The sequence below is a fragment of the Acrocarpospora catenulata genome, assembly GCF_018476525.1.
Lineage (GTDB): Bacteria > Actinomycetota > Actinomycetes > Streptosporangiales > Streptosporangiaceae > Acrocarpospora > Acrocarpospora catenulata.
This window is the reverse complement of record NZ_JAHCST010000005.1, coordinates 246,698-259,242: the sequence shown is the minus strand read 5'-3', so window position 1 is coordinate 259,242 and position 12,545 is coordinate 246,698. Positions and strand designations below refer to the sequence as shown.

The following is a 12,545-nucleotide window of genomic DNA, read 5'->3' as shown; positions in this document are numbered from 1 at the left end:
AGGAGGTTGGTGAACGTTTCACCGCCTTTGCGACAACTGCGCACGTCGGCGGTGACGTAGGCGAAACACCCTGTACGCCAACCCGAAACGAACGGACATTGGGAGCGCTCCCAATACGGGGATTGGGCGCAGCTTGGAGCCGTTACCGCAATTCGGGACGGCGCGGACCCCATATGGCTGGGAGATGATCAGTTTGAGATCAAGATCCTGGCGAGGTCGCCTCATGGCGGTGGCTACCGCTTTAGCCACCGCCCTGGCCCTTGCCACCATCACCTCCACCCCGGCGAGCGCCGCCGTGGCCTGCCAGGTGACCTACACCAGGACCTGGGAGGGCGGTAACGGCTTCGGTGTGCAGGTTCGCCTGCAGAACCTCGGTGACCCGGTCAGCAACTGGCGGATCACCTACTCCTACTCCGGCAGCCAGACGTTGCAGAACGGCTGGGAGGGCAACTGGTCCCAGTCGGGGCAGAACATCACGATCGCGGCGCCGGACTGGGCCCCGAACCTGGCCGCCAACGCGGTCGTGCAGCCGGGCGCCAACTTCACCTTCACCGGGACCAACACCAACCCGACCGCGTTCTCGCTGAACGGCACCCCGTGCACCGGCCAGCCGCAGACGCAGTCCCTGGTCGTCTCGCCGACCAGCCTGTCGGTGAACTCGGGCGGCACCAACACCTTCTCGGTCCGCCTGTCCTCCGCTCCCACCGCCAACGTGACGGTGACCAGCACCGCCGCCTCCAGCGGTGACACCGGCATCACGGTGTCCGGCGGGGCGTCGCTGACCTTCACGCCGTCCAACTGGCAGACCCCGCAGAACGTGACGGTGTCCGGCGCCACCGGGGGCACCCCCGGCACCAGGACCGTCAACGTCGCCTCCAGCGGCCTGACCACGGTCCCGGTCACCGTGACCCGGACCACCGTGACCCCCCAGTCGCTGATCGTCTCGCCGACCAGCGTGTCGGTGGCCTCGGGCAGCACCGCCACCTACTCGGTCCGCCTGGCCGCCCAGCCGAGCGGCAACGTGACGGTGACCAGCACCGCCGCCTCCAGCGGTGACACCGGCATCACGGTGACCGGCGGCGCTTCGCTCACGTTCACCACCAGCAACTGGGCGACACCGCAGACGGTGACGGTGACCGGCGCGACCGGCGGCACCCCCGGCACCCGGACGATCAACGTCGCCTCCAGCGGCCTGACCACGGTCCCGGTCACCGTGACCCGGACCACCGTGACCCAGCAGTCGCTGATCGTCTCGCCCACCAACGTCACCGTGCCCGAGGGCTCCACGGCCATCTTCAGCGTCCGCCTGGCCGTCCAGCCGAGCGGCAACGTGACGGTGACCAGCACCGCGGGCTCCGGCGACACGGACATCACGGTGACCGGCGGCGCCTCGCTGACCTTCACCACCGGCAACTGGGCCACCCCGCAGAACGTGACGCTGTCCGCGGCACAGGACGCGGACCAGACCAACGGCACGCGGACCATCAACGTCGCCTCGACCGGCCTGACCACGGTTGCGGTGACCGCGACCGAGGCGGACGACGACAGCCCGGCCAACAGCTACATCACCGAGTTCCAGGCCCAGTACAACAAGCTGAAGGCGTCGGCCAGCGGCTACCTCTCCCCCGAGGGCATCCCGTACCACTCGATCGAGACGCTGATGGTGGAGGCCCCCGACCACGGTCACGAGACCACGTCGGAGGCGTTCAGCTTCCTGATCTGGCTGGAGGCCCAGTACGGCCGGGTGACCGGCAACTGGGCGCCGTTCAACGCCGCCTGGACGCTGATGGAGACCTACATCATCCCGTCCGCGGCCAACCAGCCGGGCGGCCAGACCTCCTACAACCCGGCCGACCCGGCCGACTACGCGCCCGAGTTCGGTCAGCCGAGCCAGTACCCGTCCCCGCTCAGCACCTCGGTGGTGGCGGGCCAGGACCCGCTGGCCAGCGAGCTCCAGTCGACGTACGGCAACCGCAACATGTACGCCATGCACTGGCTGCTGGACGTGGACGACATCTACGGTTACGGCACCGGCCGGGGCAGCTCGCTGACCGAGTGCGGCGACAACACCAAGCGGGTCACCTACATCAACACCTACCAGCGCGGCCCGCAGGAGTCGGTGTGGGAGACCGTCCCGCACCCCTCGTGTGAGACCCAGCGGTTCGGCCAGTCGGGCGGCGGCTACCAGCCGCTGTTCATCCAGGGCACCGCGGCTCCGCAGTGGCGGTACACCAACGCTCCGGACGCCGACGCCCGCGCCGTTCAGGCCGCCTACTGGGCGCTGACCTGGGCGACCGCGCAGGGCAACCAGTCGCAGATCTCGGCCACCCTGGCCAAGGCGGCCAAGCTCGGCGACTACCTGCGCTACGCGATGTACGACAAGTACTTCAAGAACCCCGGCTGCGCCTCGCCCACCTGCACCGCCGGCAGCGGCAAGAGCAGCTCGGCGTACCTGCTGAGCTGGTACTTCGCCTGGGGTGGCGCGCTGGACGGCACCTGGGCGTGGCGGATCGGCTCCAGCCACAACCACGGTGGCTACCAGAACCCGCTCGCCGCGTGGGCGCTGTCCCCGTCCGGCCCGTCGGCGCTGCGCCCGCAGTCGCCGACCGCCGCGTCGGACTGGAACCAGAGCCTCACCCGGCAGGTGCAGTTCTACAAGTGGCTGCAGTCGGCCGAGGGCGCCATCGCCGGTGGCGCGACCAACAGCTGGGACGGCGCCTACGCGGCCCGGCCGTCCAACCTGCCGCAGTTCTTCGGCATGACGTACGACGTGGCCCCGGTCTACCACGACCCGCCGTCGAACCAGTGGTTCGGCTTCCAGGGCTGGGGTGTGCAGCGCCTCGCGGAGCTGTACTACGTGACCGGCAACACGATGGCCAAGTCCGTGCTGGACAAGTGGGTGGCCTGGGCCGTCTCGCAGACCACGCTCGGCACCGGCAGCACCTTCCAGATCCCGAACGAGATGGACTGGAGCGGCGCGCCGTCGGCCAGCTTCAACAGCACCACCGGCACTCCGGCGGACAACCCGGGCCTGCACGTCACGGTGCGCAACTACACCAACGACGTCGGTGTCGCCGCCGCGTACGCCCGGACGCTGATCTACTACGCGGCCAAGGAGGGCAGCACCACGCTGGGCACCTCGGCCAAGAACACGGCCAAGGGCCTGCTGGACCGGATGCTGCTGCTGAAGGACTCCCGCGGCATCGTGGTGCCGGAGACCCGCGGCGACTACAACCGGTTCAACCAGGTGTGGAACTCCACCACCCAGCAGGGTCTGTACATCCCCTCCGGCTACAGCGGTGTCATGCCCAACGGCGACACCATCGTGCCGGGCAAGACCTTCCTGGGCATCCGCTCGTTCTACCTGAACGACCCGGACTGGCCGAAGGTCCAGGCCCACCTGGACGGCGGCCCGGCGCCGACGTTCACCTACCACCGATTCTGGGCCCAGGCGGACATCGCGATGGCGTTCGCCGACTACGGCTCGTTCTTCCCGACAGGCTGACCTAAGCCCGTCAGGTACGGCCGCCGCCCCGGCGGGGTGGCGGCCGTACCGCCCGCATGAAAGTTTCACTCCCGCTTGACGCCGGTGGGGGGAGGTGGGAGCGTTCCCATCGTCTCCCCACCGGCTCCTCGTACCACTTATCCAAAGGGTCCAAAGAGCTTCGATGCTCCACTTGTCCTTGTCACTCGCTCAGGAACGCCTGTGGTTCCTGCACCGGCTCGATCCCCGGGACCCGTCCTACCACCTGTTCCACGTCGCCCGGCTGACCGGCCCGCTCGACACCGGACAGCTGGCCGCCGCGCTGACCGGGGTGACCACCCGGCACGAGGCGCTCCGGGCCCGCTTCCCGCTCCAGGACGGCGCCCCGGTCCAGGTCATCGACCCGCCCGAGCCGTTCGCGCTCGACGTGCTGGACGCGCTAGACCCGGACCCACTGGTCACCGAGCACATCTGCCGCCCGTTCGACCTGGCCGCCGACCGCCTGATCCGGGCTCTCCTGATCCGCACCGGCCCCGAGCGTTTCACCTTCTGCCTGGTGGTCCACCACATCGTGGCGGACGCCTGGTCGATGGGGGTGCTCCGCCGCGAGCTGGCCCAGTTCTACGGGGGCGAGCAGCCGCCGCCGCTGCCGGCCTCGTACGCCGACTTCACGCACGAGCCGCAGAGCGGGACCGAGGCCTCCCTGGCGTACTGGACCGAGACGCTGGCCGGGGCCGCGCCGCTGGACCTGCCGACCGACCGGCCGCGCCCGCCGGTGGCCACCACCCGGGGCGGGCACGTGCAGCGGGAGCTGCCCGAGACGCTCTTCGCCGACCTGGAGAAGTTCGCCAGGGGGGAACGCTGCACCCTGTTCATGGTGCTGATGGCGGCCTACCAGGCCCTGCTGGCCGGGCGGAGCGGCGGCACGGACATCTCGGTGGGCTTCGCGGTCGCCGGGCGGCACAAGGTCGAGCACGAGCCCCTGATCGGCCTGTTCGCCGACACCCTGGTGCTCCGCGGCGACCTGTCCGGGGATCCGACCTTCCGTGAGCTGCTGCGCCGCACCCGGACCCGGCTGCTGGCCGCCCACCGGCACCAGGACGTGCCGTTCGACCGGCTGCTGACCGCCCTCGACGTGCCCAGGGACGAGAGCAGGACGCCGCTCTTCCAGACCATGTTCGGCCTGTTCAACCTGGCCGACCCGCAGATCGAGCTGCCGGGGATCGCCGCCGACTACGTGGAGCCGGAGGTCCCGCACGCCACCCACGAGCTGCGCTTCGCCCTCTACCCCGGCGGCATGCTGGCGGTCTACAACGCCGACCTGTTCGACGCGGCCACCGTCGCCAGGTACACCGAGGACTACCAGGCCATCCTGGAGCGGGTGCTGCGCGACCCCGAGATCCGCCTGTCCCGGCTGACCGCCCCGCGCGGCGCGGAACGCGAGCTGCTGGTGCACGGCTGGAACCAGGCTCCCCCGGCCGTGACCGGCACCTTCGACGCGCTGTTCACGGCCCAGGTCCGGGCCACGCCGGACGCGCTCGCCCTGGTCGGCGGGGACGAGCGGCTGACCTACGCCGAGCTGGACGCCCGCGCCCGCACGCTGGCGGCGCGTCTGCCGGTGGGTCCCGGCGACCTGGTGGCGATCAAGCTGCCCCGCACGACGGAGCTGCTGGTGGCGCTACTGGCCGTGCAGAAATCGGGGGCGGCCTACGTACCCCTGGATCCGGAGTATCCGCCCGCCCGGCTGACATATGTGCTGGAGGACTCGGGGGCCACGCCGCTGGAGGACCTTCGCCAACCGGAAGGCGTCCCCGCGGGGCCGCGTCCCGGCGACCCGGCGTACGTGCTCTACACCTCCGGCTCGACCGGCCGCCCGAAAGGTGTGGCGGTGCCGCATTCGGCGCTGGTCAACCTGCTGGTCTCGATGGCCAGGCTGCTCGGCTCCGGGCCCGGGGACGTCTGGCTGGCGGCCACCTCGCTGTCCTTCGACATCTCGGCGCTTGAGCTCTACCTGCCGCTGGTCACCGGCGGCACGGTGGTGCTGGCGGAGGCGGGCGGGGACTCGCCCGCGCTGGTCCGGCTGATGGCAGCCGAGCGCGTCACGCACGCGCAGGCCACCCCGTCCGGCTGGCGGGCCCTGCTGGACGCCGGAATGCCGCCGTCCCCGATCACGGCGCTGGCGGGCGGCGAGGCGCTGCCGCCCGCGCTGGCGCGCGAGCTGCGGGCCCGGGTGGACCGGCTGGTCAACGTGTACGGCCCGACCGAGACCACCATCTGGTCCACCGCCTGGGAGGTCCCCCGCGACCCCGGCGAGATCCGGATCGGCTCCCCCATCGGCGGCACCCGCTGCTACGTGGTCGGCGAGCACCTGGATCCGCTGCCCATCGGCGTGCCCGGCGAGCTGGTCATCGGCGGCGCCGGGGTGGCCCTCGGCTACCACCGCCGCCCGGCCCTGTCCGCCGAGCGTTTCGTCCCCGACCCGTACGGCCCGGCGGGCGCCCGCCTCTACCGCACCGGCGACACCGTGCGCCGCCGCCCGGACGGCGCCCTGGAGTTCCTCGGCCGCGCCGACAACCAGATCAAACTCCGCGGCCACCGGATCGAACTCGGCGAGATCGAGGCCGTGCTGGAACAGCTCCCCGGCGTACGGCAGGCGGTGGCCGCCGTACACGAGGAGATCCTCGTCGCGTACCTGGTCCCGCCGCCCGCCGACGCGGGCGCGCTCCGCGCCCGGCTGGCCGAGCGCCTGCCCGGGTACATGGTGCCCGCCCTGCTGCTCGGCCTGGACGCGCTGCCGCTGACCGCCAACGGCAAGGTGGACCGCCGCGCGCTGTCCGCCCTTGACTTGGCCGCCCCCGGCCTGATCGCCGGCCGGGCCGAGTACGTCGCCCCACGCACCGACGCGGAGGCACTGGTCGCGGAGGTCTGGGCCGAGGTGCTCGGCGCCCCGGCCCCGATCGGCGTCTTCGACGACTTCTTCCGCCTCGGCGGCCACTCGTTGATGACCGTCCGGATCAGCGTCCGGCTGGCCGTCATCACCGGCGTCGAGGTGCCGCTGCGCACGCTCTTCGCCCGGCGTACCGTCGCCGAGCTGGCCGCCTGGCTGGAGGAGCGGCTGACCGAGGAACTGGCGGCGATGACCGAAGAGGAGGCCGAGCGGCTGCTCGATTCAGCCGGCACGGGGGCGGCCTCCGAAGAGCCCACCCGGATCTGGAGGTGACACTGGTGCACAACCCGACAGCCCAGGACGAGCTGGCCGGGCGCTTGGCCGAGATGGTCGCGGCGGCAACCGACGATCAGATCTCGCCCGCCGACGTGCTCGCGGGGGAACATTCGCTGGCGGCGCTCGGGGTGACCTCGCTCAGCCTGATCCGGCTGGTGGACGCCATCGAGGACGAGTTCGGCGTGGACGTGGACCCCGGCCTGGTGGACGACTTCGCCACCCTGGTCGAGGACGTCGCCGGGATGCTGGGGTGAGCGGACGGTGTTAGACGTGGGCGTCACCTTCGCTGGAGCCCGGGAAGGCCGGTCCGGGCTCGCCTGGGGGCAGCGGGCGATCTATGACGCGATGCGGATCGCCGGGCCGGAGAACGCGCACTACTTCAACATCTGGCGGCTGCTGGCCATGCCGCGCGGGCGGGGGCCGTACAGCCCGGCGGAGGTGTGCGCGGCGGTGGGGGCGCTGATCGCCCGGCACGACGCGCTCCGCGCCCGGGTGTCCGTGGACGGGGACGGCCTGCCGTACCAGACGGTGGCGAGCGGCGGCGGGCTGACCGTGCGCACGGTGGCCTGCGCGGAGCCCGAGGCGGAGAAGGCGGCCGAAGGGCTGGCCCTGGACCTGGCCTCCACCTCCTTCGACCTGGCTTCCGAGTGGCCGATCCGGATCGGCCTGATCACCTGCGACGACGCGGTGCGCCAGGTGGCGGTGGTGCTCTGCCACACCGCCGCCGACGGGTACGCGGCCGACATCGTCATGCGCGACCTGCGGCAGCTGCTGCTGCGCGGGACCATCGCCAGGCCGCCCTCCCAGCAGCTGCTCGACCTGGTGGCCGAGCAGGAGTCGGGGGTGGGCCGCAACCGTTCCGAGCGGGCGATCGCGCACTGGGAGGCCGGGTACCGGGTGATCCCGCCGGTCATGTTCCCCGACCTGGTGGCCGAGCCGGGGGCGCCCCGGTGGAGCAAGGCCATCCTGGAGTCGCGGGCGCTGGAGGACGCGGTCACCATCGTGGCCCGCCGCCACCACATGAGCACCGCGACCGTGCTGCTCACTGCGGTGACCTCGCTGATCGGCACGATCATCCCGCACGAGCTGTGCGCGATCACCCCGATCGTGCACAACCGGTTCCGGCCGGAGACCCGGGACCTGGTCACCACGCTCAGCCAGCTCGGCCTGTTCACGCTGGCCCCCGAGCCGGACGCGACGCTGGCGGAAACCCTGGAGGCCACCCAGCCGGAGGCGATGCGCGCCTACCGGCACGCCCAGTACGACCAGCCGGCCTGGGACGCCATGGTGGACCGGGTGAGCGCCGAACGCGGGGTGCGGGTCTACCCGTCCTGCTGCTTCAACGACCTGCGGCCGGTGGACCACTCGGGCCTGCCGGACAACTCCCCCGGCGAGGACGCGGTGCGCACCTCGGTGGCCGCCTCCCGGATCGAGTGGCTGCCCGGGGTGGACCACTTCAACTGCGACTTCTGCTTCTTCGTCACCCGGCAGAGCGGCATCCTGTCGATCGGCCTGAGCGCCGACACCTGCCGCCTGCCGCAGGACCGGATCGTGGGGCTGCTCCGCTCGGTGGAGGAACTGGTGGTGGAGTCGGCGTTCCGCGACGCCAAGCCGGGCGAGGTGGCTCCGTGACCCTGGCGAACCTGCTCAGGACCCGGGCTGCGGAGGACCCGGGACGGGTGGCGATCGAGGTGGCGGGCGTGGACTCGCTCACCTTCGGCGCCTGGGAGCGCCGGGCGGCCGCGCTGGCCCGCGGCCTGCCCGCCAAGCCCGGGGAGCGGGTGGCGCTGCTGTTCGGGTCGCGGGACTGGGCCGACTACGCGGTCGCGTACGCCGGGGTGCTGATGGCGGGGGCGGTCGCGGTGCCGCTCTCCGACCGGCTGGCCGCGCCGGAGCTGGAGTTCCTGGTACGGGACTGCGGGGCCGCCGGGATCGTGCACGCCGCCCGGCTGCGCCCGCCCGCCTGCGACGGCTGGACGGCCGTGCCCCAGGAGCTGGAGACGGCCGACGGCGACCTGCCCGCCGGGCCCCGGCCCCGCGACCTGGCCCAGATCCTCTACACCTCCGGCACCACCGGGCGGCCGAAGGGCGTCGGCGCCACCCACGCCAACCTGGTGTTCGGCCGGGGCGCCCCGCCCGCCCGGCGGATGTTCCGGCACTCCAAGCACTTCCTGCACGCGTTCCCGATCGGCACCCAGGCCGGGCAGACCATGCTGCTCAACGCGCTGGACACCGCCCCCGCCATGCTCACCCTGCCCGCGTTCACCCCGTCCCGGTTCGCCCGGCTGATCGAGAGCCACGGGGTGGGCACGGTCTTCGTGGTGCCGACCATGGCCAACGAGCTGCTCGCCTCCGGCGCCGCCGACCGGCACGACCTGTCCTCGGTGGTGCTGCTCGGCTCGGCCGCCGCCGCGCTGCCGCCCGCCCTGGCGCTCCGGCTGACCAAGGCGTTCCCGAAGGCGACGGTCACCAACTACTACACCTCCACCGAGGCGGCCCCCGCCCAGACCGTGATGATCTTCGATCCGGACCGGCCCGCCGCGCTCGGCCGCCCCGCCTTCGGCAGCGGCCTGCGCATCGGCGACGGCACCCTGCCGCCCGGCGAGCCCGGCGAGGTCTGGCTGCGTTCCGGCGCCGCGCCCCGCTCGTACGTCGGGGACGGCGCCGCCACCGCGGCCGTCTTCCAGGACGGCTGGGTGCGGATGGGCGACCTCGGCTATCTGGACGAGGAGGGCTACCTCTACCTGGTGGACCGGGAGAGCGACGTGGTCAAGTCGGGCGCCTTCAAGGTGTCCACGATCATGGTAGAGGCGGCGCTCTACGAGCATCCCGACGTGGTGGAGGCCGCCGCGTTCGGGGTGCCCGACCCGGTGCTCGGCACCGCCGTGGCTGCCGCCGTGGTCGCCCGCGTCCCCGTCACGCTCGCCGAACTCCGCGCCTTCCTGGCCGAACGGCTGGCCCGGCACGAGCTGCCGGCCCACATACTTCTCCGCGACACGCTCCCAAAGAACCAGTCAGGAAAAGTCATCAAGAGAGAGCTTCGCGACCTGATCGCCAAGCCTCGAGAGAGCGAGTGACATGTCCTCGTCACTGATCTGGGAGCAGGCGTCCCCTGCCCAGCACGGCATGTGGGTCACCGATCGGCTGGGGGGCGACCCGCGCGCCCACCACATGCCGATCGTGGTCCGGCTCACCGGCGAACTCGACCTCACCGCCCTGGAACTGGCCTGCACCGCCGTGCTCCGGCGCCACCCGGGGCTCGGCAAGGCGCTGGCCGACCGGGACGGGATGGTCGGGCTGGTCCCTGCCTGGCCGTCCGGGCTCATCGTGTACGACCTGAGCGGCCCATCGGCTCCGGATGTCGAGGAGGAACTCACCCGGGAGATCGGCCGGGGATTCGACCTCGGGCACGGGCCGCTGATCCGGTTCACGCTGTTCCAACTGGGCGCCGGCCGGAACGTACTGCTGATCGTCGCCCACCACGCGGTCTTCGACGGGGTCTCCAAGGACCTGCTGGTCCGCGACCTCGCCCAGGCCTACGGCGGAGCCACCCTCCCCGAAGCCCCCTCCGGCAGCGTCGTCCCCTCCGACGGGGAGATCTCCGCCCCCTCCGGCAGCATCGTCCCCTCCGACGAGGAGATCACCGCCGCCGGTGACTTCTGGCGAACCCGCTGGCACGACCCCGCCGAACTCGCCCTCCCCGGCCTGACCGGCCTCTCGCTGCGCGCCACCCCCGCCGAGTCCATCGACCTCGACCTCGGCCCGCTCCCCGAAGACCTCGCACTCACCCGCTTCGAAACCCTGGTCGCCGCCCTCCTGGCCCTGCTGCACGGCTACCGCCCGGGCCCCGTCGCCCTCGCCGTCGACCTGTCCACCCGCGGCGAGCAGCACCGGGACACCGTTGGCCTGTTCGCCAACGAGGTCCCCGTGTTCTGGACCCCGGACCCGGCCGACACCTTCGCCCAGCACGCCCGAGGGGTGCGGGCGGAGCTACGGGAGATCTACCGGCATCGGCGGGTGCCGGTGGCCCGGGCGCTCAGCGGGATCAGCCCTCGGGCGGCGCTCGCGCCCTTCTCCCTGAGCTACCGGAAGCGGTCCGACGCCGACCCGGTCTTCGGCGGCCTGGGCAGCTCGGTGGAGTGGATGGCGGCCAACGGGGCCATCCGGAACACCGTGCACCTCCAGGTCGTCGACGGAGTGGGGGCGCGGCTCTCCTACGACCCCGCCTGCCTTGACCGCGCCTCGGCGGAGCTGGTCGCCTCCGATCTCCAGCGGTTGCTGGCTTCGGTCACGGCGGCCCCGTACCAGCGCCTTCGTGACCTCCCCCGGGGCCACGCCGCGGCGGTGGCCCGCCTCGCCTCACCCGCGGAAAACGGTTCCGCCGCAGTCGCGACACCCGTCGACCACGAAACCCTCGCCGTAATGACCAGCATCTGGTGCGAGGTCCTCGGCATCGACGACGTACACCCCGACGACGACCTGTTCGACCTGGGCGGCCATTCACTGACCATCACCCAGATCATCGCCAGAGTGGACAAACGCCTGGGCGTCGAACTCACCCTCGACACCTTCTTCGAAACCCCGACCCTGGCCGAACTCGTCACCCAGGTGGAAGCCGCCCGAACCTCCTGACGCAGATGGCGCCCGAAACTCGGGCGCCATCTGGTGGGCGGGTGAACCAGCAGTAGGTCAGAACGCGTGGTTCATCCGGTGGTGGACTCGGCTTGGCCGGAGTCCTCCGCGAGGAGGCCGCAGGTGAAGCCCTCTTCGCGGTCGGGGTCCAGTTGCAGCTGGGTGAGGTTGGTGCCGTCCTTGGGGTGGCGGAAGGTTTGCTGCTTGTCGCAGTCGTACAGAACATAGGTGCCGTCGCTCTCGCCGAGCAGCATCATCCAGCGGCCGTCGTAGAGGGGTTTGTCGTCTTCGGCGTTGGTCAGGATGGTCCACTGGTCCTGGAAGCCCACGATGCTGAGGAGCAGGTCGGCCTTTCCGGTGCGCTGCACGTCCAGGGCGGCGGTGGTGAGATTGAGGACGAGCAGGAAGCCCAGTCCCAGTCCGGTCAGGGCGCCGACGATGACCCGCATTCCGGCTCGCGCGGCGGGTCTGCGGCGGAGCAGCTGGAACGGGATCAGGAAGGCCAGCACGCCCAGGCCCACCGCGATGATCATCATGGTGGTGAGGTCGAGGTCCGCGAAGTAGTTGTAGAAGCCCCAGTAGGTGGCGCCGCACCAGAGCGCGGCGAACAGCGCGGCCACCCAGGGGCGCTGCCGGATCCCCTGGATCATCCGGCCGAGGACGCCGAAGGTCGCTTTGTCGATCAGCCAGCCCAGGCCGACAAGTAAGCCCAGCAAGGGGATGCCGATCAGGACCGCCAGGATCAGCGCCGCGATAAGCCGACTGAACAGGACGGACTGGTCGATTCCCGCCTGCTGCGGGTTGACGCCGAAGACCGCGTAAACCTCCTGGATGCCGAGGTAAAGCACGGCGTACAGCGCGACGCCGACCGGCAGGACCACCGAGGTGACCCGTTCCAGCAGGTCAATGACGTTCCCGCGGCGGTCCCCCTCGTCGGGTTGACCGTTCCCGTTCTCGGGCGCGACAGAATTAGATTTTTGTTCTGGCGAGATCTCTTGATCTATCACGGCGCCTGAGCGTAGTGCCCCAGCCTTGGCCAGATACCGAAAATTCCAAACATTTGGCGTCTCGGTATGACATCAAGTCAGACGCACTGAAAAGCACGTTTTGTCGGTTTTAATCAAGTGTTCAGCACCCGTTCACGGATTCCCACGTCCATCCGGCCACGGACTGGCCCAATGCCGACAGGATGACGATCGTCGCGTC

At 71.2% G+C, this 12,545-nt stretch carries 7 protein-coding genes; 6 read left to right on the top strand and 1 reads right to left on the bottom strand.

Features of this window, described 5'->3' with window-relative positions; genetic code table 11:
* The first annotated feature begins 229 nt into the window (after nucleotides 1-229).
* From KIP79_RS07735 to KIP79_RS07710, 6 genes are all read left to right on the top strand, one after another.
* Entirely contained in the window at nucleotides 230-3,505 is a 3,276-nt protein-coding gene (locus KIP79_RS07735; RefSeq protein ID WP_214103978.1) for a glycoside hydrolase family 48 protein, read from the top strand.
* Nucleotides 3,506-3,668: 163 nt separating this feature from the next.
* Complete coding sequence (locus KIP79_RS07730) at nucleotides 3,669-6,704, top strand: non-ribosomal peptide synthetase (protein ID WP_214103977.1); 3,036 nt, start codon at nucleotides 3,669-3,671, stop codon at nucleotides 6,702-6,704.
* 5 nt (nucleotides 6,705-6,709) lie between these two features.
* Complete coding sequence (locus tag KIP79_RS07725; protein ID WP_214103976.1) at nucleotides 6,710-6,961, top strand: acyl carrier protein; 252 nt, start codon at nucleotides 6,710-6,712, stop codon at nucleotides 6,959-6,961.
* A gap of 16 nt (nucleotides 6,962-6,977) precedes the next feature.
* Nucleotides 6,978-8,339 (top strand): condensation domain-containing protein, encoded by a 1,362-nt coding sequence (locus KIP79_RS07720; RefSeq protein WP_214103975.1) that lies wholly within the window; start codon nucleotides 6,978-6,980, stop codon nucleotides 8,337-8,339.
* On the top strand, nucleotides 8,336-9,784 hold the full coding sequence (locus tag KIP79_RS07715) for a class I adenylate-forming enzyme family protein (protein ID WP_214103974.1): 1,449 nt from the start codon (nucleotides 8,336-8,338) through the stop codon (nucleotides 9,782-9,784). The genes KIP79_RS07720 and KIP79_RS07715 overlap by 4 nt, the downstream gene beginning before the upstream one ends.
* Before the next feature lies 1 nt (nucleotide 9,785).
* Nucleotides 9,786-11,339 carry a condensation domain-containing protein gene (locus KIP79_RS07710; RefSeq protein ID WP_214103973.1) on the top strand — a complete coding sequence of 518 codons (1,554 nt, stop codon included), beginning with the start codon at nucleotides 9,786-9,788 and terminating at the stop codon, nucleotides 11,337-11,339.
* A 71-nt stretch (nucleotides 11,340-11,410) separates the two neighbouring features.
* Here the strand turns inward: KIP79_RS07710 and KIP79_RS07705 are convergent, their stop codons facing one another.
* Nucleotides 11,411-12,346 carry a hypothetical protein gene (locus KIP79_RS07705; RefSeq protein WP_308169615.1) on the bottom strand — a complete coding sequence of 312 codons (936 nt, stop codon included), beginning with the start codon at nucleotides 12,344-12,346 and terminating at the stop codon, nucleotides 11,411-11,413.
* Between the last annotated feature and the right edge of the window lie 199 nt (nucleotides 12,347-12,545).